At 64.7% G+C, this 25,524-nt stretch carries 14 protein-coding genes; 1 reads left to right on the top strand and 13 read right to left on the bottom strand.

The window, feature by feature from the left end:
- Nucleotides 1-318 precede the first annotated feature (318 nt).
- The 11 genes from Q3C01_RS19410 to Q3C01_RS19360 form a co-directional block, all read right to left on the bottom strand.
- Nucleotides 319-1,809, bottom strand: a complete 1,491-nt coding sequence (locus Q3C01_RS19410; RefSeq protein ID WP_458146912.1) for an AMP nucleosidase — start codon at nucleotides 1,807-1,809, stop codon at nucleotides 319-321.
- Nucleotides 1,810-2,015: 206 nt separating this feature from the next.
- Nucleotides 2,016-3,350 (bottom strand): HlyD family type I secretion periplasmic adaptor subunit, encoded by a 1,335-nt coding sequence (locus Q3C01_RS19405; RefSeq protein ID WP_458146911.1) that lies wholly within the window; start codon nucleotides 3,348-3,350, stop codon nucleotides 2,016-2,018.
- Nucleotides 3,347-5,098, bottom strand: a complete 1,752-nt coding sequence (locus tag Q3C01_RS19400; protein ID WP_458146910.1) for a type I secretion system permease/ATPase — start codon at nucleotides 5,096-5,098, stop codon at nucleotides 3,347-3,349. Before Q3C01_RS19400 ends, Q3C01_RS19405 begins: the two co-directional genes overlap by 4 nt.
- 238 nt (nucleotides 5,099-5,336) lie before the next feature.
- On the bottom strand, nucleotides 5,337-5,606 hold the full coding sequence (locus tag Q3C01_RS19395) for a GlsB/YeaQ/YmgE family stress response membrane protein (protein WP_458146909.1): 270 nt from the start codon (nucleotides 5,604-5,606) through the stop codon (nucleotides 5,337-5,339).
- Nucleotides 5,607-5,917: 311 nt separating this feature from the next.
- A complete protein-coding gene (locus Q3C01_RS19390; RefSeq protein WP_458146908.1) occupies nucleotides 5,918-6,895 on the bottom strand; it encodes an ABC transporter ATP-binding protein in 978 nt (325 codons plus the stop codon).
- Nucleotides 6,892-8,307: an amidase gene (locus Q3C01_RS19385; RefSeq protein ID WP_458146907.1), complete on the bottom strand. Its 1,416-nt coding sequence runs from the start codon at nucleotides 8,305-8,307 to the stop codon at nucleotides 6,892-6,894. Before Q3C01_RS19385 ends, Q3C01_RS19390 begins: the two co-directional genes overlap by 4 nt.
- Nucleotides 8,304-8,501, bottom strand: coding sequence for a hypothetical protein (locus tag Q3C01_RS19380; protein WP_458146906.1), 198 nt, complete (start codon nucleotides 8,499-8,501; stop codon nucleotides 8,304-8,306). The genes Q3C01_RS19385 and Q3C01_RS19380 overlap by 4 nt, the downstream gene beginning before the upstream one ends.
- A complete protein-coding gene (locus Q3C01_RS19375) occupies nucleotides 8,498-9,559 on the bottom strand; it encodes an ABC transporter ATP-binding protein (RefSeq protein WP_458146905.1) in 1,062 nt (353 codons plus the stop codon). Before Q3C01_RS19375 ends, Q3C01_RS19380 begins: the two co-directional genes overlap by 4 nt.
- Before the next feature lie 3 nt (nucleotides 9,560-9,562).
- A complete protein-coding gene (locus Q3C01_RS19370; protein ID WP_458146904.1) occupies nucleotides 9,563-10,465 on the bottom strand; it encodes an ABC transporter permease in 903 nt (300 codons plus the stop codon).
- A 216-nt stretch (nucleotides 10,466-10,681) separates the two neighbouring features.
- Nucleotides 10,682-11,635, bottom strand: a complete 954-nt coding sequence (locus tag Q3C01_RS19365; protein ID WP_458146903.1) for an ABC transporter permease — start codon at nucleotides 11,633-11,635, stop codon at nucleotides 10,682-10,684.
- 228 nt (nucleotides 11,636-11,863) lie between these two features.
- The gene (locus Q3C01_RS19360) at nucleotides 11,864-13,522 is read right to left on the bottom strand and encodes an ABC transporter substrate-binding protein (RefSeq protein WP_458146902.1); all 1,659 of its coding nucleotides are present in this window, start codon (nucleotides 13,520-13,522) and stop codon (nucleotides 11,864-11,866) included.
- Between the two features lie 201 nt (nucleotides 13,523-13,723).
- Between Q3C01_RS19360 and Q3C01_RS19355 the strand changes: the two genes are divergently transcribed.
- Complete coding sequence (locus Q3C01_RS19355) at nucleotides 13,724-15,319, top strand: ABC transporter substrate-binding protein (RefSeq protein ID WP_458146901.1); 1,596 nt, start codon at nucleotides 13,724-13,726, stop codon at nucleotides 15,317-15,319.
- Between the two features lie 190 nt (nucleotides 15,320-15,509).
- On the opposite strand, the gene Q3C01_RS19350 is transcribed toward Q3C01_RS19355, so the two are convergent.
- On the bottom strand, nucleotides 15,510-17,738 hold the full coding sequence (locus tag Q3C01_RS19350) for a CHASE2 domain-containing protein (RefSeq protein WP_458146900.1): 2,229 nt from the start codon (nucleotides 17,736-17,738) through the stop codon (nucleotides 15,510-15,512).
- Between the two features lie 126 nt (nucleotides 17,739-17,864).
- Nucleotides 17,865-25,454, bottom strand: a complete 7,590-nt coding sequence (locus Q3C01_RS19345) for a FecR domain-containing protein (RefSeq protein WP_458146899.1) — start codon at nucleotides 25,452-25,454, stop codon at nucleotides 17,865-17,867.
- Nucleotides 25,455-25,524: the final 70 nt, after the last annotated feature.

The following is a 25,524-nucleotide window of genomic DNA, read 5'->3' as shown; positions in this document are numbered from 1 at the left end:
GACATGAGCAATCCCCTGATCAGGTACGTCGTGCTGGGAGCATGTGTGGAGGCGCTGTTCGCGCCGCCACCACCGCCACCTGCCGCAAAAACCGGGACGAATGCCGGCGGCGCGAACAGCGCCACCACACATGCTCCCAGCACGACGTACCTGATCAGGGGATTGCTCATGTCTGCTCCTGTGGCCTTGGTCATGGGAGCCCCGGACGACGTGTAAACCCTGCTCCTCCGGTGAATATTCCAGAGGACTTGTGCACTCACGCAGACGTCAGTGCTGCGTATGACAGTTCTGCTGCCCTAAGCGCGCGTGAGCATCGGACTACTGAAATGCCACCTCGGCGAAGCTGCGCAGCTTGCGCGAATGCAGGCGCTCCGACTCCTGGTGCTTGAGCCGTTCGAGCGTCTTCAGGCCGATCTCGAGATGCTGGCTGACGCGCTGTCGGTAGAATGCGCTCGCCATCCCTGCGAGCTTGATCTCGCCATGCAGCGGCTTGTCCGAGACGCACAGCAATGTGCCGTAGGGGACACGAAAGCGATAGCCGTTGGCGGCGATCGCCGCCGATTCCATGTCGAGCGCAACGGCGCGGGATTGCGACAGGCGGCGAATGACCGCGGCGCCGCTGATCTCCCAATTGCGGTTGTCCACGCTCGCGACCGTTCCGGTTCGCATCAGGCGCTTGAGCTCGAAGCCGGACAAGCCCGTGACCTCCTCGACCGCCTCCTCGAGCGCGACCTGCACCTCGGCAAGCGCAGGAATCGGCACCCAGGGCGGCAGCTCCTGATCGAGCACGTGATCCTCGCGGACGTAGCCATGCGCCAGCACGTAATCGCCGAGCCGCTGCGTGTTGCGCAGACCCGCGCAATGCCCGACCATCAGCCAGGCATGCGGCCGCAGCACCGCGACGTGATCGGTCACGTTCCGCGCATTGGAAGGGCCCGTGCCGATGTTGATCAGGGTGATGCCCTGATAGCCGGGCTCGACGAGATGGAAGGCCGGCATCTGCGGCGCGCGATCCGGCGCAATCCCGCTCGTGCCGCCCCCGAACCGTGCGTTGCGCGTGATGACGTTGCCCGGCCCGACGAAGGCATCAATGCCGTCCTCGCCCGAGGCAAGCCGCTGCTGGCAGAGCTGCACGAAGGCATCGACGTAGAACTGGTAGTTGGTGAAGATCACGAAATTCTGGAAGTGCTCGGGATCGGTGCCGGTGTAGTGATAGAGCCGCCGCAGCGAATAGTCGACGCGCGCCGCGCGGAACAAAGCCAGCGGCTCCGGCGCTCCGGGCGCCAGCGCGAGCGTGCCGTCGGCAATCGCATCATCCATGGCGGCAAGATCCGGCGTGTCGAACACGTCGCGCATCAGCCGCGTGCCGACCGTATCGCCCGTGCTGATCGCCGCCTCGATGTTGATGTCCCGCCGATAGGCGAAATGAATCGGGATCGGCTCAAAGGACTCGCCGATCTCGACCGGCACGCCGTGATTCTTGATCAGGAGGCCGATCTGCTCGGTGAGATAGGTCCGGAACACATCCGGCCGCGTCACGCTAGTCTCGTGCACGCCGGGTCCGGCAACGAACCCGTAGGCCAGACGCGAATCAAGCCGCGCATGCGTCGCGGTGGTGATGCGAACGAACGGATAGAACGCGCGTACACGGGTCGCCGGCGGCGTACCGTTGAGATACGCTTCGAAGTGATCGCGCAGGAATTTGGTATTGCGCTCGTAGATCTCTTCGAGGCGGGCGACCGCAAGACTTGCATCGGTGAAGGCTTCGGTGGCGATGGCCGGCGGGGTCTGGATCGGGGCGTGATGCATGTGTCTGACGCTGGAGGTCCTGCTTGCGTTCGAACTATATCAAGAACGTAGGACGCAGGGTGGGCAAAGCGAAGCGTGCCCACCATGTGTGTGTCCGCAAAAGAGGTGGGCACGGCGCGTTGCGCCTTTGCCCACCCTACGAAACCAACGCTGCGGCACGCGGTCCCCGGTTCGATGCTTCGCATCGCCCCAGGATACTCCTCGCCTCACTTTTCCCGGAACGCCCGCATCAACTGGTCGTGCAGCGGCTTCATCAAGTAGGACAGCATGGTGCGGTCGCCGGTCTGCACGAAGGCCTCGACCGGCATGCCGGGGATCAGCTTGACCTCACCGAGGCGGGCGACCTCTTCCGGCGGCATCGAGACGCGGATAGTGTAATAGCTCTGACCGGTGCGCTGGTCCGTGGTGACGTCGGGCGAGACGCGGCTCACGACGCCGTTGAGCTCCGGCGTGGTGCGCTGGTTGAAGGCGGAGAGACGCAGCAGCGTCTTCTGGCCGACCTGGAGCTTGTCGATGTCGGTCGGATTGACCTTGGCCTCGACCTGGAGGTCGTCCTGCTGCGGCACGATCAGCATGAGGGTATCGCCGGCGGTCACGACGCCACCGACGGTGTGCACGGTCGATTGTAGCACCATGCCATCCTGCGGCGCGCGGATATCGACGCGACGGAGCTGATCCTCGGCGGTGACCTTACGCTCGATCAGCTCGCCGATCTTGTCGTTGGTCTCGCGCAAATCCTTGGAGACCTCGCTCACCATGTCCTTGTCGACCTGGATAATCTGGAGCTCGGTCTCTGTGATCTTGCCCTTGGCCTGGGCACGCGATGCGATGTACTGCGCGCGCTCGCCGTTGAGGCGGGCCGAGTCGCGCTCGAGCGTGGTCAGGCGCGAGAGCTGCACCAGGTGCTTGTCATAGAGATCGCGGACGCCGACGAGCTCCTGCTGCACCAGCGCGATCTCCTTGTCCTTGGCGGTCTCCTGCGCGCTCAGCCCGTCGATCTCCTCGTTGAGCTGCTGGATGCGCTCGCGGAGCTGGGCCTTTTGCCCGGCGCGGCCGTTGACGCGGACCTCGAACAGTTTGCCCTCACTGGCCAGAAGGATCGCCACGTCTGGGTCGCTTGCGCGATCGAGCAGCGTTTGCGGGAATTCGATCCTTGCAAGCCCGCGCTGTTCGGCCTGCAGCCGCGCCGCGCGCGCCTGACCGGCGTCGAGGTTCTTGGTGACGATGGCGAGATTCGCCTTGGTGACGGTGTCGTCGAGCCGCACCACGATGTCGCCGGCCTTGACCAGGTCGCCGTCGCGGGCGCGCACCTCGCCGACCACGCCGCCGGTCGGATGCTGCACCTTCTTGACGTTGGATTCGACGACGATCTGTCCCGGCGCGATCAGCGCGCCGGAGATCAGCACGGTCGAAGCCCAGCCGCCGAGCCCCCCGGCGAGCAGCAGCACGATCCCGAGACCGAGCAGCAGGTGAAACCTGATCGACTGCCGCACGCTTCTCTTTGCCGCGGGCTTGGCGTCCGCCATCGTCATCGTGCTCATGGTTTGGCCACTCCGCCTTCGCTGACGATCTTGATCGGCGGCGCCGGCGGGGCGACGCGCGGCTGAAGCACCTGCGCGAGCACCTGCTCCTTCGGGCCGAAGGCCTGCATGCGGCCGTCGCGCAGCACCAGGATCTGGTCGACCGCCTCGACGCCGATCGGACGGTGCGCCACGACGACGACGATAGCCCCGCGCTCGCGCGCGGCGCGGATCGCGCGGGTCAAGGCCTCGTCGCCTTCGGTATCGAGGTTCGAATTGGGCTCGTCGAGCACGATCAGGAACGGATTGCCGTAGAGCGCGCGCGCCAGCGCCACGCGCTGCGCCTGGCCCGCGGACAACGCCGTGCCCTGCTCGCCGACCTGCGTGTTGTAACCCTCGCGCATCTTGATGATCATCTCATGCACGCCGGCCTCTTTCGCAGCACTGATGATCGCATCGGAGGTCGCGTCGGGATCAAACCGGCTGATGTTCTGCGCGATGCTGCCGCCAAACAGCTCGACGTCCTGCGGCAGATAGCCGATGTGGCGCCCGAGCACGTCGGAGGCCCACTGGTCGAGCGCCGCGCCGTCGAGGCGCACCTTGCCGCGCACCGGCTGCCAGACGCCGACCAGCGCGCGGATCAGCGACGATTTGCCCGAACCGCTCGGGCCGATCACGCCGAGGCCCATGCCGGCATTGAGCACGAATGTCACGTCCTGCACGATGACGCGCTGATCGCCCGGCGGCACGATGCTGACGCCTTCGACCGCGAGGCGGCTCGAGGGCGCCTGCAACTGGGTCGGCATCACCTGGGCCGGAATCTGCTCCAGCAGGCGGCTGAGCCGCTGCCAGCTCTGCCGCGCGGCGACAAAGGACTTCCAGTGCGCGATCGCGAGATCGACCGGCGCGAGCGCGCGCGCCGAGAGGATCGAGCCCGCGATGATGATGCCGGCGGTCGCCTCCTGATGAATGACGAGATAGGCGCCGACCGCGAGCACGGCTGATTGCAGCATCATGCGCAGAACTTTTGCGATGGCGCCGAGACCGCCGGCGACATCGCTGGCGCGCTGATTGCCGGCGAGATATTTTTCGTTGGCCTCGCTCCAGCGCTGGTTGAGCCGGCCGGCCATCCCCATCGCCACCAGCACCTCGGCATTGCGGCGGCTGGAGGCGGCGAGATCGTTGCGCTGTCCGGCAAGGCTCGTCGCCTCGCGCGCGGGCCGGCGGGACATGAACTCCGTCACCAGCGTGAGGCCGACCAGGATGATCGCGCCGGCCAGAGCCGTAACGCCGATTAGCCAATGGAAGGCGAAGCAGATGGCGAGATAGAGCGGCAGCCACGGCAGGTCGAAGAACGCGCTCGGCCCCATGCCGCCGAGGAAGGAACGGACGTTGTCGAGGTCGCGCAGGGGCTGGAGGCCTTCATTGCGGCTGCCGACCAGAAGCGGCAGGCGCACGATAGTATCGAACACCCGTTTGTTCAGGGCCTCGTCGAGCGCAGTGCCGATACGGCCGAGGATGCGGCCACGAATCAGGTCCAGAACGCCTTGTGCGATGTAGAGACCGCCGGCGAGGAAGATCAGGCCGACCAACGTCGGGATGCTGCGGCTGGGCAGCACCCGGTCGTAGACCTCCAGCATGAAGATCGACCCGGTCAGATAGAGCAGGTTGATCATGCAGCTCATCAACCCGAGGCCCAGGAACGCCGCGCGACAGGCGCGCAAGGCACTGCTGAGCTCGGAACGGCGTAAGCCGGGAACCGCTGCCATCAGTCGCTTCTCATCGGATGAGGGGTAAAACCCCTGATTTCACAAACTAAATTTGGGGTACTCGTCCCGGATTAATATCGCGTTTGTGGCTGTCGTCCAATGCACGACAGTTGACCAACAATCTGGCTCAGGAAACCTCTAGCGCGCCGCGCTGCGGCGAAAATCCACAAATTCCACAGCTTTTTCGGCTGCCGCGACGAATTTGTCATCGCGACAGCCGGTTTTTCGCAACGAACCGCTACAGCCGGCCGCCGCCCCGCAGCAGGCGAACCACCAGAAGCAGAATGATGGCGCCGATCGCGGAGTAGATGATCTCCGAGACCAGCCCGACGCCGAGATGGATGCCGAGCCGCGGGAACAGGAAGCTTGCGACAAACGCACCGGCGATGCCGACCACGATGTCGCCGATGATGCCGAACCCGCTTCCGCGAACCACCTTGCCAGCAAGCCAGCCGGCGACCAGGCCGACGAACAGGATGACGATGATGCTTTGGCCAGAAATGTACATAAGTCGAAGTCCCTCTCCGTGAATGGGGGCGCATGGAACCGGAACCGGGATGAATGGAGTGTGAACACTCCTTACCTTTCGCCGGTTGCCGGGGGTCGACAAAAATGTCGAAAACAACCCCATGCAAAGTAGAACAGGCCATTGGCAGGATGCGCCCGGTGGCTCGCCGCAACTCGGTGCCGGTGCTTGAGATTTTCGAGGTCGGGAGCACACCGCTCTCTCATTCCCTCCCCCCTTGCGGGGGAGGGAGCGCAGTGTGCCCGGGGCAATACTTCAGTTCACATCGACGAGTTCAGATCGACACAAGCGGGCTACGAGGTAACCGCCGCCGCCTCCGCCAGCACACACCTCGCCACCCTGCCCGGTCCCACCTGCACATTCGCCGGCAACCGCTCCAGGCACTGCGGCTGGGCGACGGCGCAGCGAGGGGCGAAGGAGCAGTTATGCGGTTTCTGGCTCAGCGAGGGCGGGGTGCCGGGGATGGTCTCGAGCCGCGCGCCGCGCTTGGCGCCGTGGATGGTCGAGGCGAGCAGGCCCTTGGCGTAGGGATGAACCGGCGCGCGCACGATGTCGCGCAGGTTCCCCTGCTCCACGATCTGGCCGGCATACATCACCGCGACACGGTCGCAGATCTCGATCGCCACGCCGATGTCGTGGGTGACGAAGATGACGGACATGCCGAACTCGCGCTGCAGTTCGCGCAGCAGCAGGAGGATCTGGATCTGCACGGTGGCATCGAGCGCGGTGGTCGGCTCGTCCGCGAGCAGGATCTTTGGCCGGCAGGCGAGCGCGAGCGCGATCATCGCGCGCTGGCGCATGCCGCCGGACATCTCGTGCGGATAGGCATCGAGCCGGCGCTTTGCGGAAGGGATGCGCACGACCTCGAGCATTTCGAGGGCACGTACCCTCGCTTCCGCAAAACTCTTGCCTTCGTGACGTACCACGCTCTCGGCGATCTGCGCGCCGATGGTGTAGACCGGATCGAGCGCGAGCGCCGGCTCCTGGAAGATCATCGACACCGTTTGGCCGCGAAAGGCCGAGAGCTCCTCTTCGCCCATGGCCAGAACGTCGCGGCCCATGACGTTAAGGGTGCCCGAGATCCGCGTGCGCTTCGTCGGCAACAACCGCATCAGCGCACGCAACGTCACGCTCTTGCCTGAGCCGGACTCGCCGAGCAGGCCCAGCACCTCACCGTCACCGAGCGAAAGATCGAGATCGTTCACGGCATAGACCGTGCGCTCGCCGGTGAAGCGGATATTGAGGCCTGAGATCTCGACGAGCTTTGTCATGACGGCAGCTTCGGCACCCTGGCGTGATAGTCAGTGGCGCGCTGGAACGCGGCGCCGATGGTGAGCAGGGTCGCCTCATCGAACGCGCGGCCGATGAGCTGCATGCCGACCGGCAGGCCGCCTTTGGTGAAGCCCGACGGCACGACCAGCGACGGCAGGCCGAGATAGTTCACCGGACGGGTGAACAGCGTCAGCCGCTGCAACACTGCCGGCGCATGCGCATCCCCGCCGACGTCGCTCTCGGCGATGGTCGGCGCCGGCACCGGCGACACGGGCGCGATCACCGCATCGACGCCGGCGGTGGCCGCGTGATGGGCGGCGAGCGCAGGCCCGCGCCAGCGCATCGCTTCGAGATAGGTGACGGCGGGGACCGCGAGCCCGTTCTGGAGCCGCATCAGCACCTGGGCGCCATAGTCCTGCGGACGCTCGATCAGCCAGCGCTTGTGGAAGGCGGCGGCCTCCACCGCCAGCACGAGCTGGCTCGCCGCCTGCAATTGCCGCTGATCCGGAAGCTCGACCTTGACGATGTCGGCGCCCTCGCGCTTGAGCACGGCGATGGTCTCGTCGAGCACACGCGCCACTTCGCCGTCGAGATCGTCGACATAGAAGGATGCGGGCACGCCGATCTTGAGGCCCTTCAGCGAGCCTTTTGTCGCGGCAACGTAATCCGCCACAGGCTCGGCGCTCGCGGTCGGATCCTCGGGGTCGGGGCCTGCCATCAACGCGAGCAGCAGCGCGCAATCCTCCGCGGTCTGCGCAAGCGGGCCGACGGTGTCGAGCGATTGCGACAGCGGCATCGCACCGGCGCGGCTGATGCGGCCCCAGGTCACCTTCAGGCCCGTGACGCCGCAGAAATTCGCGGGCATGCGGATCGAGCCGCCGGTATCGGAGCCGAGCGCTGCGAAGGTCAGCCGCGCGGCGACCGCCGAGCCCGAGCCCGACGACGAGCCGCCGGTGATGTGCGCGACGTTCCAGGGATTGCGCACCGGACCATAATGACTGTTATGCCCGGTCGGCCCATAGGCGAACTCGGCCATGTGCAACGTGCCGAGCCGGACCTGGCCGGCATCCTTCAGGCGCTGGAGCGCCGTCGACGTCGTGGTGGCGACATAGTCGCGGCGGATCAGCGAGCCGCAGGTCACGACCTTGCCGGCGTCGTAATACATGTCCTTGTGCGCGAGCGGCACGCCATGCAGGGGCCCGCACACTTCACCTTTGGCGAGCGCCTCGTCGGCGTCTTCCGCCGCCTTCAACGCGGCCTCGGACTCGATCGTCATGAAGGCGTTGAGATGCGGCTGCCACTCCGCGATGCGATGCAAGAGCGCGCGCGTCACCTCGTGCGAGGATACCTGCTTCATCGCGATCGCGCGCGCGACCTCGGTCAACGACATCAATGCGGGTTCGGTGCTCATGCCGGAACCTTCGTGGTTTGCGCCAGCACATAGAGAGACGGCTCGAGATCCATCGGCAGCGTGCCGGCGATGGTCGCAAAGCCGTCGAACACGGGTCCCATGGAGCCGGCGATGCGGGTTGCGGTCTCCTCGTCCACGGGCACGCCGGCCACCTCGGCCATGGCCTTGATGTCTTTTGCAGTCGGTCTTGTCATGCTGTTCCCTCTTGCGGCGCGCGGCTGTGGCCCGATCCTGGTATCGCCATATAGCACGCGGCCTCGTGGCCCATAGTATCGAGCGCGGTGAGCTTTGGGGTTGCTTTTGCGCAGAGCGGCTCCACGAACGGGCAGCGAGTGTGGAAGCGGCAGCCGGATGGCGGATCGATCGGGTTGGGCGGATCGCCCGAGATCGGCGGCGTCTCGGTGCGCTTGTCGGGATCGGAAGACGGCATCGCCGCCAGCAACGCGCGCGTATAGGGATGGGCCGGGGCTTCCCAGACCGCATCGACCGGGCCAAGCTCGACGACCTCACCGAGATACATCACGAGCACGCGATCCGAGATATAGCGGACGACGTTGAGGTCGTGGCTGATGAAGAGATAGGTCAGGCCGAACTCGCGCTTGAGGTCGGCGAGCAGGTTGAGCACCTGTGCCTCGACCGACTTGTCGAGTGCAGAGACGGCTTCATCGAGGATTACCAGCCGCGGCGACAGCGCCAGCGCCCGCGCGATGTTGACGCGCTGGCGCTGGCCGCCGGAGATCTCATGCGGGTAGCGGTTGGCGAAATTTTCCGGACGCAAGCCGACCTTGCCGAGCAATTCGCGCGCGAGCGCACGGGCCGCGCTATCCGCCATGCCGTGGACCTTGGGGCCGAAAGCGATCGATTCCTCGATCGTCAGGCGCGGGTTGAGCGAGGCGTAGGAATCCTGGAACACCATCTGCATGCCGCGGCGGAGCTCGCGCAAGCTGAGTGCCTGGCCGACGGTCATGCCGTCATAGATGATGTCGCCGGCATCGCACGGCATCAGATGCATGAGGAGTCGCGCGGTGGTCGACTTGCCGCAGCCGGATTCGCCCACGATCCCGACGGTCTCGCCCTTTGCGACGGAGAACGACACGTTGTCGACGGCGCGCACGGTGCGCTTGGCGCTGAACAGCTCTCCGCGCACGGGAAAATGCTTGGTCAGGCCGCTCACCCTCAACAGCGGCTGAGCCACGCCGCCGCGATCCTCGACGGGGGCCAGCGTCTCGACGGAAGGGGTCGCCTCGCTCATATCCTAATTCCTGATGTCCATGGCGCTGCGCAGGCCGTCCGAGAGCAGGTTGAAGCAGATCGAGACCGCGAAGATCATCGCGCCGGGCAAGGCTGCGACCCAGGGATTGACGTAGATCGCGGTGCGCAGCGTGTTCAGCATCAGGCCCCACTCCGGCTCCGGCGGTTTTGTGCCGAGCCCCAGGAAGGAGAGACCGGCGGCCAGGATCATCGAGACCGAGATCAGGCTGGTCGCATAGACGAAGATCGTGCCGAGCACATTGCCGAGGATGTGCACGCGCATGATGGTGATTGGACCCGCGCCGGAGGCGCGCGCAGCCTCGACGAAATCCATGTTGCGCACGCCGGTGGTGACGCTTTCGGCGACGCGGGTGATCTGCGGCACGAACACGATGGTCAGCGCCACGATGGAATTGAGGATGCCGGCCCCCAGCGCACCGGAGATGGCGATAGCGAGCAGCACGGAGGGGAAGGCATAGAACACGTCGACCGTGCGCATGATCGCGGTGTTGAGCCTGCCGCCGAGATAGCCCGCGACGAGACCGAGCGAGGTGCCGATGCCGAAGGCGAGGATCACGGGCAGAATGCCGATGACGAGCGACAGCCGCCCGCCATAGATCAGCCGCGCCAGCATGTCGCGGCCGAGTTCATCGGTGCCGAGCGGATAACCCGTCGTACCGATGTGGCGCAGGCGGCGGATCATCGAACCCTTGTAGGGGTCCTCGAGGCCAAGCCAGGGCGCGAGCAGCGCGGAGAGGAAGATCAACAGCAGCACCAGCGCGCAGGCCATGCTGACCTTGTCGCGCAGGATGCGGCGGCCGACTGTCGCCCAATAGCCGCGTGCTTTGGTGGCGGGTGCGATCTGGAGCGCGGCGTCGCCGGTGGCGTGAAGTGGAAGCTCGCTCATCGGCTGGCTCCAAACGAGCGTTGGTTTGGTCGATGCAAGCTACGGGCGCGGCTCACGTCTCCCGCTTGCGGGAGAGGTCGCGCCGAAGGCGCGGGTGAGGACTCTCTCCTCCTCGAGGCTCTCGATCGCGGAGACACCCTCTCCCCAACCCTCCCCCGCAAGCGGGGGAGGGAGCGCACTGCCTTCGCAGCCATGGCTGGGATCAACTCCATCCCGCTAGCCCCGCTTGATGCGCGGATCGATCGCGGCTTGCGCGATGTCGACCAGCAGATTGAGGAACACGAAGAACAGCGCCAGCACCAGGATCGTGCCCTGCAACAGCGGCAGGTCGCGCTGGAAGATCGCGGAGTTGAGCAGGAAGCCCGAGCCCGGCCAGGAGAACACCGTCTCGATCAGGATAGAGCCGCCGAGCATGTAGCCGAGCTGGAGGCCCATCACCGCCAGCGCGGTGGGCGCGGCGTTCTTGATGACGTGGCGAAACACACCGGTCTCGCGCAGGCCCTTGGCGCGCAAGGCCTCGACGAAATCCTGGCTGAGGATGTCGCCGGTCAGCGCACGCACGGTGCGGGTGACGATGCCCATGGGAATCACCGATGTCGTGATCGCCGGCAGGACGAGATACTGCAGATGCGCCCAATCCCAGGCCCAGGCGCCGGAGCCGCCCGGGCCGGCACCGACCGCGGGCAGCCAGTTCAGCTCGACCGAGAAGATGATGACGAGCAGCATGCCGAGCCAATAGTGCGGCACCGAGACGCCCGCGATGGCAAAGGACGTCGCCAGCTTGTCGATCCAGGTCTCGCGGAAATAGCCGGCGATCAGGCCAAGCAGGATTCCCATCGTGAAGCCGATGATGGCGGCAGCGATCGCCAGCGTCACGGTGTTGCCGACCGCGCGCATGACCTCCGCAAGCACGGGGCGTCCCGTCGCGATGGAGTTACCCAGATCGCCATGCAGCGCGCGCAGGAGCCAGAGGCCGAACTGCACCGGCAGCGGCCGGTCGAAGCCGTAGGCCGCGCGGAGCTGCGCCGCGAGCTCCTGCGACGCATCCGCCGGCAGCACGGCGACGAGCGGATCGCCCGGCGCAATATGCACCAGCAGAAAACACACCAGCGCCACGCTGATGACGATCGGGATGACATAGGCGATGCGTCTGGCGATATAGGCGAGCACGAGGGTTACTCAGTTTGGTGCATAGAAATCTCAATCGTCATGGCCGGGCTTGTCCCGGCCATCCACGTTTTTCTCGCTCCGTCATTCCGGGGCGGCTCGAAGAGCCGAGCGCGGAATCTCGAGATTCCGGGTTCGCCCAGCGAGCGCCCCGGAATGACGGAGCAAGTGGATGGACGTGGATGCCCGGGATGAGCCCGGGCATGACGCGTGGATAGAGCGATAACCGCCTCACGGCGCCATCGACACCAGTGAGAAATCGACGAACCAGCTCTTGGGCTGCACAAAGCCTTTCACCTTGGGGCTCATGGCGCGCGGGGCGACGTCATGGGCGACGTAGAGGAAGGCAGCGTCGTCAACGGAGGCCGCGTGCAGCTCGGCCAGCGCCGCATCGCGCGCGGCGGGATCGAACGTCTGCCGCGCCTTTTTCACCAGCTCATCGAATTGGGGATTGTTGATGAAACCCCAATTGTTCGAGACTGGCGGCGCCATGCCCGATTGCAGGAAGCGCACCAGCGCGAAGAACGGGTCCATCGCCGCATAGGTGACGTTGGTCGCGTTGGATCCGTTCGCGCTGGGATCCTTGGCGCCGCGACGCCAGTTCGTGAACAGCGTGTTCCATTCGATGACATCGAGCTGCACGTCGAAATAGCACTCTGCCAGCGCCTGCTGGAGATATTCGTTCATCGGCAGCGGCAGCATCTGGCCGGAGCCCGACGCCGAGGTCTGCACCTTTACCGTCAGTCTCTTGTTCGGACCGTAGCCGGCTTCCTGCATCAGTTTTTGCGCGGCGGGCTTGTCGTATTTGATCTGGAAGGTCGGATTGCCGCGCCAGGGATGGCCGGGCTCGAAGGTGCCGCTCGCGGGCACCATCAGGCCAGCGAGCAATCCGTCCTTCAGGCCTTCGCGATCGACGCAGAGGTTTGCGGCCTTGCGCACGCGGATGTCGTTCCAGGGCGAGCCCTCGACGCGCGAGAACTGCCAGGGCCAGACATGCGGCTCTTCATTGGTATGGAGCACGAAGCCGCGCTGCTTGATCTCGGGCAGCGCATCGGGCGCCGGCGCCTCGACCCAATCGACCTGGCCGGACAAGAGCGCCGCGGTGCGCGCGTTGGCTTCCGGCATCGGCAGCAGCACCATCTTGTCGATCTTGGCCACGCGCGCCTTGTCCCAGTAGCTCGCGTTCTTGACCAGTTCGAGCCGCTCGCGCGGGGTGAAGCTCGACATCTTCCATGGGCCCGTGCCGGAAGCGTCCTTGGCGAACGCCGCCCAGGCTGCTTGCGACTTCGCCTTGGCGTCGGCACCTTCCGCCTTGTCGTAGAAGGCCTGCCACTTCGTCGGGCTCGCCATGAAGAGATTGGTGAGGTTGATCGGCAGGAAGCTGTCGGGCTCCTTGGTCGTCAGCTCGACCGTCATGTCGTCGATCTTCTTCGCGAAGGCGAGCGTCGGCATACGCGAGGCGGTGACGCCGACCTGGCTGGCGTCGAATTGCGGCGCATCCTGCTTCAAGACCTTCTCGACGTTCCACACCACGGCATCGGCATTGAACGGCGAGCCGTCATGGAAGGTGACGCCAGGACGCAGCTTGAACGTCCATTTGGTCTTATCAGCGTCGTCGACCTTCCACTCGGTCGCAAGCCCCGGGATCACCACGCTCGACTTGTCGGCCGAGGAGAGGTCCCACATGGTCAGCGCGTCGTACATGGTGAGGCCGGTGAAGCGGTTGCCTTCGAACCCCTGATCGGGCTGGCCGAGCGTGCGCGGAATATCGGCAGCGGTCATGCCGATGCGCAGCACGGTTTCGGCACCGGCCGCACGCGGCAAGGCCGCTGCGGTCGTGAGCGCCAGCGCCGCGATCAATGCCGCGCGGGTGGTTTTTTCGATAAGCATCGCCTCAATCCTTTTCCGGCTTTCGATGATTATTTTTGATGCAAACGTATGCAATGGCTATGCCAATGAGGAAACTTATTCTGCAAATTGCCCCTGCGACGACAAGTCCTTGTGATGCTGCTCCAGTGAAAGCGATGCACTGCCTATTCTGGCATCAAGATTGCAAGTTCGGCTCCAGATTCTTCGTTGGGAGCTTTGGTCATGCGCAATCGAATCTCGACCGGTCTCGCCGTGCTCGCGTTGGCGTTCTCCGCAATCTCGGCACGCGCCGAAACCGTGGTGCGTTACGGCATCTCGATGGCGGACATTCCGCTGACCACGGGCCAGCCCGATCGCGGCGCCGGCGCCTATCAGTTCACGGCCTACACGATCTACGATCCGCTCGTTGCCTGGGAGATGGACGTCGCCGACCGGCCGGGCAAGCTGGTGCCGGGGCTCGCCACCGAATGGAGGGTCGACGATACTGACAAGACCAAATGGCGCTTCACCTTGCGCAAGGGCGTAAAGTTTCATGACGGCAGCGACTTCAACGCCGACGCGGTGATCTGGAATCTCGACAAGGTGCTCAACGACAAGGCGCCGCAATTCGACAAGCGGCAGAGCGCGCAGGTGAAGACGCGACTTCCTTCGGTCGCGAGCTACGCCAAGATCGACGACGATACGGTCGAGATCACCACCAAGACGGTCGATTCCTTCTTCCCCTACCAGATGCTCTGGTTCCTGGTGTCGAGCCCGGCGCAATATGAGAAACTGGGCAAGGACTGGGACAAGTTCGCGAGCCAGCCCTCCGGCACCGGCCCGTTCAAATTGACGAAACTCGTGCCGCGCGAGCTCGCCGAGCTCAGCAAGAATCCGGACTATTGGAACAAGAAGCGGATTCCGAAGGTCGACAAGCTCGTGCTGGTGCCGATGCCGGAAGCGCTGACGCGCACCAACGCGCTGCTTGCTGGACAGGTCGATCTGATCGAGACGCCCGCCCCTGACGCCGTGCCGCAGCTCAAGACCGCCGGCATGAAGATCGTCGACAACGTCACGCCGCATGTCTGGAATTATCATTTGAGCGTGCTGCCGGGCTCACCATGGACCGACATCCGCCTGCGCAAGGCGCTCAATCTCGCGATCGATCGCGACGCGGTCGTGGGCCTGATGAACGGTCTTGCAAAGCCTGCGAAGGGCCAGGTCGACCCGTCGAGCCCGTGGTTCGGCAAGCCGGCGTTTGAACTGAAGTACGACCTCGCTGCCGCGAAGAAGCTCGTCGAGGAGGCCGGCTACAGCAAGGACAAGCCGCTGAAGACCACTTTCATCATCGCGCAGGGCGGCACCGGCCAGATGCTTTCGCTGCCGATGAATGAATTCCTGCAACAGAGTTTCAAGGAGATCGGCATCGACATCGACTTCAAGGTCGTCGAGCTCGAAACGCTCTACACCCACTGGCGCAAGGGCGCGGCCGACGAGATGAACGCCGGCATCACCGCCAACAACATCGCCTACGTCACCTCCGACCCGCTCTACGCCATCGTGCGCTTCTTCCATTCGGGCCAGATCGCGCCGGTCGGCGTCAACTGGGGCGGCTACAAGAACCCGAAGGTCGATGCGCTGATCGACGAAGCCAAGCAGACATTCGATACCGCGAAGCAGGACGAGCTGCTGGCGCAGGCCCATGCCCAGATCGTCGACGATGCCGCGCTGGTCTGGGTCGTCCACGACACCAACCCGCATGCGCTATCGCCGAAGATCAAGCAGTTCGTCCAGGCGCAGCACTGGTTCCAGGATCTGACGACGATCGGGGTGGAGTGAGTTATTCTGCGGCATCAAACACAGCATTGTAGGGTGGGCAAAGCGAAGCGTGCCCACCTCTGGTGTCAACTATGCTGAACGATGGTGGGCACGGCGCAAGTGCGCCTTTGCCCACCCCAAGTGCGCCTTTGCCCACCCTACGACACCTTCAGTGAGGCTCCAGTGAACCCCGCACGCACCGCGTCTTGCGCTACTTCGTCAGCAGCGCGTAGGCGCCGTTCCAGTCGTCCGGCGGCGGGTTGGCCTGGAAAAACTTGATGCGCGCCTCGTAGAGGCGGAACAGCCTCTCCAGCGTGTCGGCGTCTTCGCTTTTGCGGCCGCGCTCGATCGCATCCAGCGCGCCCTGCCAGTCGCGGCTGCGGTAGCAGGCGAGCATCTCGATGGTCGTGTTGCGCAGGCGCTGGAAGGCTCCCGAATGCATGACGTCCTCGCGGCCGGCGATCGCATAGATCACCTCAGGCTCGGTCTTGCCCTTCACCATGATGAAGTCGAGCTCGAGGATCGCGAACTTGTCCTTGGCGGCGAGCGCGGTCTTGGAACCGACGATGATCGGGAAGCCGTAGTCCTTGGTCTGCCCTTCCAGTCGCGAGGCGAGGTTGACGCTGTCGCCAAGCACGGAATAGTTGAACTTCAGGTCTGAGCCCATGTTGCCGACCACGCCCATGCCGGTATTGAGGCCGATGCCGACGTTGAGCGGAATATAGACATGGCCGCCGTCGGCGGCCTCCTGCTCGCGCTCCTTGTTGACCTCGTCGATCTTCCCCAGCATGTCGAGCGCGGCCTCGCAGGCGTTGATCTCGTGCTGCTTGTCGTCGAGCGGCGCATTCCAGAACGCCATGATGGCGTCGCCCATGTACTTGTCGATATAGCCCTTGCGCGCCAGGATCGCGTTGGTGAGCGGCGTCAGGAAGCGGTTCATCAGCGCGGTCAACCCTTGCGGATCGTGCTTGTAGGTCTCCGAGATCGTGGTGAAGCCGCGCACGTCGGAGAACATGATCGTCATCTCGCGCTCTTCGCCGCCGAGCACCAGCCGCTCCGGCGCCTGCGCGAGCTGCTCGACCAGCACGGGCGACATGTATTGCGCGAACTGGCCACGGATCTGCTTGCGCTGCTGCTGCTCGCGCACGAAGCTTGCGAAGATCAGCGTCAAATAGATCGCGGTGGTCGAGAACAGCGGATAGGTGGCGTCGATCAAGAGGCGATAGCGCCAGTAATAGTACCAGGAGAAGCCGATCAACACCGAAGCAAACAGCGCGCCGACGCCGACCAGCGTGACGGGCCCGAACTTCGGAGCGAAGATGATCACCAGAATGCCCAACATCATGGCGGCGAAGAACTCGATCGCGAGGCCGTAATTCGGCTGCGAGATGATCGAGCCGGTCAGCGCGCTTTCCAGCACCTGGGCGTGGATTTCGACGCCCGGCACAGCGGGGTCGACCGGCGTCGTCTTGATATCGTTGAGTCCCGCTGCCGAGGTGCCAATCAGTACCAGCCGCTGTGCGATCCTGTCCGGCGCGACTCGCCCTTCCAGCACGTCAACCGCCGAGACGTAGATCGAGGGATCATGGTGGGCGAAATGCACCCAGAGCAGACCGTTCTTGTCGGTCGGGATCGAGAAGCGCGGCACGCCGACGCTGACGATGCCTTCGCGATCGGCCTTGACCAGCATCGTGTTGGAGCCGGACACCACCCGCAGCATCTCGAAGCTCAGCGATGGCAGGATCACGCCTTGGGCCTGCGCGATCATCGGCGGCCGCCGGACAATGCCGTCGCGCTCGGGCTTGATGGTCAACAAACCGCGGCCGGCGGAGGCAGCCTCGAGAACGGCAATATTTCGCAGCAAGCCGGGAAATTCGAACAGAAAAGGATGCGGATCCTCACCCAGGGTCGCCAGGCCAGTCTGCGGAAGCTTCTCGTCGAGTTCCGAGTTGCTGACCGGAAGGCCGGTCTCGCCGAGCACGACGCGGGAGCTCTTGATCGCCTCGGCAAACGCCTGGTCGTTGCTCGGCAGCGCCCTGAGCTTCTCGCGTGTCGCCTCGTCCAGATTGCGGAAGGTCTCGACCGCAAGATCGGGATTGAGCCGATCGGGCTCGGGGAACATCGCGTCGAAGCCGATGGCCGCGGCGCCGAGCCGCGTCAGCTCGGTGGTGAGCTCGGCAAGCTTGGTTCGCGGCCATGGCCACTGGCCAACCGCCTTCAGCGTCCGATCGTCGATATCGACGACGACGACGGGCTTTTGGGTCTTCTCACGGGGGTCGAGACGCTGGTACCAGTCAAAGGTGCGGACGCGAACCTCCTCGACCGGCCTCCAGTCGGCGAGGCGCACGGCTGCGAGGCCGATGAGCAGCGCAAGGCAGACCAGCCGCGCATAGCCGAACCTGCGCGCGAACCACCGCCGCCATTTCTTGAGCCGCTTCATGCCTGTTGGACTTCCCGGAACCCGATCAGGTTCGATCTTGGATCGTCAGGACGCAAATGGCCATGGCCGGAAGCGACGATCGGCGGATTTTTTGCTGTCCCGCGCGGCGGGAGAACGAGGCCCGCGCTACGTCGTGCCGTGGTTGGTGACGATGAAATCGCTGGCGTGCAGGTTGCCGGCGGCCACGTTCTTGAGCAGGATCGTCTCGTGATCGTCCAGCGTGATCAGCGTATCGGTGTTCTGCTGCGTGATGGTAAGGTCGGCGACCGAATTGATGGTATCGAACTGCCGCAGGTCGATCTTGTCCTGGGTCGTATCGAAGCCGTAGACCGTGTGCTGGACGGCGTCCGTCGTTGACGCCGGGCCGAACACGAACTGGTCCTGCCCGCCGACGCTGATCAGCGTGTCGCTGGACTCGGTGGCGAAGATGACGTCCTTCCCGCTGGTGCCGGTCAGCGTGACCGGGCCCGAGCCGCCTTCGTCGAAGATGAAGTTGACGGTGTCGCTCACGCCAAGGCTGTCGGTCACCTTGAACGTGATCATGTCGGTATCGGGCGGGGTTGCGCCCGGATCGTAGGTCACGCTGTGGAGCGCCGTGTTGACCTGGTCGAGCGAGACGCCATCGATCGAGGACGGCGTCACGCTGCTGCCTTCCTTCGCGCCCTCGGTCTCCGCGGTCACCGTGTAGGTTTCGGTCGAGGACCCCGAGACCGACAGACCCGTGACCGTGTCGGTATTCGTCGCCTCGTCGTGGACGTGGGTGAAATGCGTGGTGTCGATCACCGGCGACTGGTGGCTCCAGACGAGATCAGTGCCGCCGTTGCCGTCGCTGCTCGTGCTGAAGCCCGACGCATCGTAGTTGCCGGTGATGGTGAAGTAGTCGCCATCGCCGGAGCCGTAGTGGACCTGGAGGCCGTCTTCGGTCGAGACCAGCGAAACGTTCTTGGGGTCGATGCCGGAGAGATCGATGTTGTCGCCGTAGCTGAAGCCGGTCACCGTGCCCGTGAAGTGCGACGTCGAGTCAAGGTGCAGCGTACCGACGCCGGAGCCGACGAACTGGATCGCGGAATCCGAGGTGCCGCCGAGCTCGAGGCTCGCACCCAGAATCTTCACGATGCCGGAACCGGTGAGATCGCCGAGGATGCTGGTCAGTCCGGTCTCGACGACGATCGTTCCCGCATTATTGACGTCGCCCGAATCGTTGACGAAGCCGTCGAGCACCAGCTTGCCGTAGTCGTTGATGGCGATCTGGGCGTCGATGGCCATCGCATGGTCGGTGCCATTGAAGGTCGTCGTCGCCCCGACCTCGAAATAAGAGGTGCCCTCGCTCTTGAGGCTGGTGCCATTGAGGATCGCTTGGGAAAGAAAAACGAGAGACCCCTCGCCAAGGGCATCGATCTCTCCGCCATTGACCGTGGAAGACGTAAAATCAACCTCGGCACCGTTAGCCGCTTCGATCTTGCCGCCGCCATTATCGATCGTGTTGCCCTGCCCGAGGCCGAACCAGAGCAGTCCGTGCGGACCGTCGGCTTCGAGGATCCCGGCATTCGTGACGTCGTGGGCTTCGTAGAGGGCAACCCCCTGAACATCGATCGAGCCGTCGTTCGTTAGCTTGCCGTTCAGCAGCAGGTAGCCGAAGCCTTCTGACTCCGGAGTGAAGGCAGTCCCGGTGATGTCGAGCTCGGTGACGCTGCTGAGTGTCAGCCCACCGATCGTGGTACCGTGGTTGCCGAGGTCCAGATAGACCGTGCTGTCGGTATCGACCGATGCGACCTCGGTCGCGGTGGGCGCGTGCCCGAGCGACCAGTTGCCGTCATTGTCCCAGTTCTGGTCGACGCTCCCCGTCCATACATCGACGTTCGAGTTCGACGGCGCCGTCGCCTCCGTGCTGATGGAGGCGGCGAGATCCGAAGCCGGCGAGGAGCCGCCGTGACCGATGCCTGTAGCGGTGATGTCGATCGAGACCGGCGTCGCGCCGGTGATGTCGCCGGCATAGGTGTCGTCGAGGGCGTGAACGTCGAGCGTGCCCGGGCTGCCGCTATAGCCGTCGGCCGGCACGAAGCGGATCAGCGTGTCCGGGCTCAGCACCAGCGCATTGCTGTCGCTGACGCCGGTGATGTCCACCCACTGGTCGGTGCCGGCAACCTCGTACTGCCAGGTCCCCTGGCTTTCCGTGGCGTTGTCGGCCGTGATCGCGATGGCCTTGAGGCTCGCACCTTGATCGACGTCGTGGAATTTGCCGGCGAAGAGATCGCTGGTGGCCGCTCCGGCCGGATCCGTGTCACCGCCGCCGACCGAGGCCAGCGTTGCCGCATCCAGCGTCGGCGCGTCATTCTTGCCTGAAATCGTGACGGTCACCTGGGCGGTGTCGGTGCCGCCATGCTGGTCGTCCAGCGTGATGGTCGACACCACGGTCGCGGTCTGGCCTTCGCCGAGGAAATCCAGCGTGCTGTCGGGGATGGAGTAGGTCCAGCCGATCGCACCGTTGTTGTGGTTGCCGGCCTGCTGCAGCGTCAGCGCCTGTTCGAGCGCTGTCACCTCGTCCGCGGTCAGCGTCAGGTGCGTGGTCTGATCGGTGTCGAGCCACGTCACGGTCTGATCCGTGATCGAGGCCTGCGGGCGGTCGGTCAGGTCGACGTCGGTGAAATGGACCGTGCCGGTTGCCGCCGGCGCCGGATCGGTGGTCGTGCTCGGCGCGCCGGTCGTGTCGGCGAGCTCGCTGAAGCTCGCGCTCTGCGAGGTTTCTGCAGCCTTGAAGCTCGGCGCGTCGTCGGTCGCGTTCAGCGTGATCAGCGTGTGGCCGGTGCCGTCGTCACTGCCGGCGAAATGCGCGTTGCTGTAGTCGCCGACCAGCTTGACCGTGATGCTGTGGCCATAGGCATCGCTCACGACGAGATTGCCGGTCTCCGCGTCGTAGGTCGCGGTGGTGCCGCCGTCGAAGGTGATCGTCGACAGGTCCAGCTTGTCGGTCGCAGTCAGCCCCGCGATCGATCCGCCGAATGACGTGGTGTCGATCTTGAGCTCGGCGGCGTCGCCCGAGAAGGTGATGGTCTGCGAGACCGTCCCCTCGAGCGTGAGCGTCGCACCAGCGTCGATGGTGACGGAGCCGGAGCCGGATAGCGAGCCGAACAGCGTCAGGGTGCCGCTGTCGACCTCGATGCTGCCGGTGTTGGTGATGGCTCCCGTGATGGAGGTGGAACCCCAGCTCTCGATCTCGCCGGAGTTGGTGATGGCGAAGGCCGCACCGTCCGCGCCGAAGATCGATGCGCCGTCGTGCAGATCGATCTCGCCGGCATTGCCGAAGGTGGACAGGGTGCCGAAGAAGCTCGACCCGGACACCGTCCAGGTGCCGCCCGCCTCATTGTTGAAGGTCGCGCTGGCGACCGAGATATTGCCGTTGATATCTCCGGTGTTGTCGATCGTGATGGCGCCGCCGGTCTCCACGATGGCAAAGGTCGTGGAGGTCACGGTGCCCGAATCGTCGGGCCCGATGGTGCCGGAATTGTCGATCAGCGCGGTGCCGGCGGCGTTCTCCTGGACGAAGATCGCGGCGTGGCCGTCCGCGCCGACGACCGAGCCGGTGTTGGTGATTTGGGTCGAGCCGGTCGCGCCGTCGCCGTTCTGCGTCACGATAATGCCGACCGTGCCGGTGCCGGTGAGATCGCCATCGTTGACGATGGTGATGTTGCCGGCACCGGTGGCAAGCGCGGACAGGCCGACCGCGCCGGTGGCGTCGCCTTCATTGGTAACGCGGACGTCGCCGCCGCCATGGTCGAACGCGCCGATCGCGGTGCCGTAGACCGTGTCTCCGGTGACGTTGCCGCCCGCTTCGATGCTGATGTCGCCATCACCCTTGGTCGTGGCGTCGATGCCGTAGGCGCCACCCGCGGCGCCGCCGAGCTGCTTGATCGTGATGTCGCCGTCGTTGGCGGGGTTGAGATTCTCAACAAGCAGGCCAACCGAACCGGCGCCCGTTCCGCTCGCCTTGCCGGTGAGATCAGTCACGATGATGTCGCCGGACCCGCTCGCGCTGTCGCGCAGCCAGATGCCGTTGCCGTTTTGGCCCGTGATGTCCTTTGTCGCCGTCAGCGAGATGTCACCAACGCCGTTCTGGGTGACGAAGATGCCGCCCGCCGCGCCCGTCAGCGCGCCGGTCGGCGTGAGCACGATGTCGGCGTGAGCATCGATCGTGCCGCCAGACGCCGTGAAGTCGAGCGCATCGCCGCTCGCCGTCGTGATGTTGCCCGCGCCCGTGACGGTGAACGTGCCGCCGGCGGTGGACTGGCCGGCGATGGTGCCGGTAAAGCTCTCGCCCGCGACGTTATCGAGCTGAAGTGTATCGGCCCCGCCGGCGAAGGTGACGGTCTGCGCGGTTGCACCGGCGAGCTCCAACGTCGCACCGTCGTCGATGATCAGCGTGCCGACGCCGCTGAGGCCGCCGGCGAGGTGAAGCGTGCCGCTCTGCACTTCGATCGTGCCGGTATTGGTGACCGCGGCCGTGACGGTGTTGCTGCCCGTAACGCCATAGAGATGGCCTGCATTGTCGAGGCTTCCGCCGTTGATCTCGACACCGGACAGATACAGCTTCGAGGTGCCGTCGACCGTTACCGTTCCGCCGGTGTTGGTGACCTTGACGGCGTCAAACTTCAGCGTGCCGCCCTTGATCGCCTCGAGCGTGCCGGTGTTGACGATCAGATCACCGGAAATGTCGAGCTCGGCACCATTCACCTCGATGAGGTTCTGATTGGTGATGGTGTGCAGCACGACTGGGTCGATCGTCAGCGTCCCGCCGGTGACGTCAATCGTGCCGGTGTTGGTGATGTCGGCGCTGTTGATGGCGCTGATGCCGGTCGAGACCAGCGTACCGGACAGCATCAGCGTGCCACCGGTGATCTCGGCTTGATTGAGGACCAGCACGCCATTGTCGTCGACGGTGATGGTGCCTGACGAATTGGCGACCTTGGTCCCCCTGTCCAGTGTCAGCGTCGCACCGGCCTGGATTTCGATGGTCGAGTCGTTGTCGACGGTCTCCTTGTCGAAAGCGACGGTCCCCGTGATGGTGACCGCGCCGGAATTGTCCAGCTTGCCATGGGCCAGGACGCTCGTCCCCTCCAGCACCAACGCCCCGCGGATGATCAGCTTGCCGCTCTCGATGGTCCCGCCCTTGACGTCCAGCGTCGCACCGGCATGGACCTTGAACTTGCCGCCGGCATTGTGGATCTCGGCCACCGTCGTGAGCGTGCCGCCGGTGAGCTCGATCGTGCCGGCATTGGTGATAGAGGCGCCGACGGCGAAGTCGCCGCCGCCCGCGAGCGTCAGCGTGCCGGAATTGGTCAGCACGCTGGTGTCCAGGATCTCGGCCTTGCCGCCGACGGAAATCGTGGCGCCCACGGAATTGGTCAGGATCGAATCGGCGCTGAGGTTGAGCGTCTGCGCGATCGTCAGCGTGCTCTGGTTGATGACCTCCGGCGCCCTGTGCCCGGCGGACGTGTCGAAATCGTTCATGGTCAGCGATTTGGCGAACGCCGCCTCGTCGATCGTGACCGGATAGGACGGCGTCAGGCCGTGCAGCTGATCGGTAATGACGATGACGTCGTCATTGATCGTAGGCACGGTGCCGGTTTCCCAGTTCGCGGCGTCCTTCCAGAAGCCGCCGGGCGAGGAACCGGCCTCGGACGTCGCGACCCACACCACCGCGGGACTGTCGGTCCCCTTGATGGTGACGGTGATGGTCTGGGTCGCGGTTGCGCCTTGCGAGTCCGTGACCGTCACGGTGTAGGTCAGCGTCAGGACCTCGCCCTTCGGAATGAAGTCCGCGAGGTAGACGGGCAGGTCGGCGAGCGACCAGTCGATGACACCCTCGCCGGTCCCGGTGCTGTCGGTATCGATCGCAACCGACATTGCCTTTTCGAAGATCGCCAGCGGTCCCGGCGGCACGGTGCTGCCGTCCGGCAGGGTCGCGCCGGTCAGTTTCACCGACACCTTGTGGGTGTCGGTGAGATCGACATCGGTGAAGGTCAGCGTTCCCGAGGTCGGCACCTTGGAGGTGAGCGGGCCGCCGGGCACGCTGGTCCCGCCCTCGAAAGTGATGGTCGGAACGCTCGAGGTGATCACCGGCGTGTCGTTGGTGCCGGTGACCGTGATGGTGATGTCGATGAAGGCGGTTTCGTTGTCGGCGGCGAAATTGTTGTCGACGCGGACCTTGTAGGTCAGCGTCAATGTTTCGCCGGCGGCCAGAAAATCGAAGGCGCCGTCCGGAACGCTGTAGGTCCAGGTCGCCGAGCCCGTGTTGCTGTTGTCGGAGGCGGCAACGACGGTGATCTTGGCCTCGGTCGCGGCAATGTCGGCCTTTTGCAGGTCCGACAATCCGGCGGTGACGTCGGTGTGATCGGCGTTCTGATAGGTGAAGGACGCGAAGTCCACCTTCACAGTCGGCCTGTCACCGAGGTTGAAATCGAAGAAGGTGATCTTGCCGCTGACGGCATCGAGCGTCGTCACGCCGGTCTTGCCGTCGAGCTCGGACAGCGCGAACGCCGCCTTCACGTTGCCGTTGAGATCGAGGCTGCGTGCATCCGGCGCACCGGGAACACGGCTATCGGACGCCGGCTTGTCGGAACTGCTGGTCGACTGCCCGTTGCTGAGCGTGACGAAAGTCGCCTGCGCCGTCGAGCCGTTCGGCGTCTTGATCAACACCAGGTTGGCGTCCTGCGTGATCGTATCTGTCGAGTTGTTCGTCAGCTTGGTGTTGGTGTTGTTGTCCGTGAACTTCAGCGTGAACACGTCCGTGATCAGCTTCTGCACGTCCGGCGACAGCAGCGCGTTGGTGACCGAGACGTTGCCGCCGCTGATCTGGATCATCTGCCCCGCCTGGTTGACGGTGGCGATCGGCAGCAGCGTGACCTTGTCGAACAGGATGTAGGAGCCGGTGGTGCCGTCCGGCTCGACCAGCACCTGGAAATTTGCCTGCGGCTGCGGATCGCCGCCGCCCTGCGGAACCGAGAAGCTGATCTCCGTCAGCACGGCGGTGCCGCGGATGCCCATGGTGGCAACCGGCGTGTCGATCTTCATGTCGCCGTGCTTGGCGGTCTCGCCGGCGACGAAGGTAATGGTGCCCGCGACCAGGCTCAGCAGCGAGGAGTTGCTCGACCCGTTCGGGTCGTAGACCATCTCGTTCAGCACCATTCGCGCATTGGAGGAGAGGCCGAAGACGGTGCCGTCGATGAAGGTGACGCCGAGGGTCGAGTCCGACCCGGTCGAGAGCACGTCGCCCTTCTCGACGTTGTCGCCATTGTTCAGGATGATCGACACGCCGTTGCGGACGGCGGTCGCGCTGCCAGTCAGCTTGGTGATATGGCCGATGACCTGCGCGGCGGCGGCACCAGGCGCCGCTTGCGCATATTGGACGTTGCCGGCGAGCGCGTTGATGATGTCGCCGGTGAGATGGGCGCCATCGGGCGAGGCGATCGCGGCGCGCTTCTCGCCTTTGAAGTAATCGTGAATGACGAACTCGTGCCCGTCATTGGACAGCACGAGATCGACGCCCGCGCGCTTGAACTCGCCATGGAACAGGAGATTGGGATCGGGAACGAAGAACGCGCCCTGCGGCACGGTTCCATGCCCCGCGACGGAAAACGATTCGAGATGGCCGTTGGCGGGCGCGTGAAAGCCTTGGCCGTCAATGGAAAGCGCGGCGTCAAATTTGCCAGCGTAATTCAACGGGAAAACACCGCAGAGAGGGTTAATATTTAAAGAAGTATCGGCTGCCTAAGCTTGCATATCATTACCG

The sequence above is a fragment of the Bradyrhizobium sp. UFLA05-109 genome (assembly GCF_054185165.1).
This window is presented reverse-complemented; position numbering and strand designations above follow the sequence as displayed.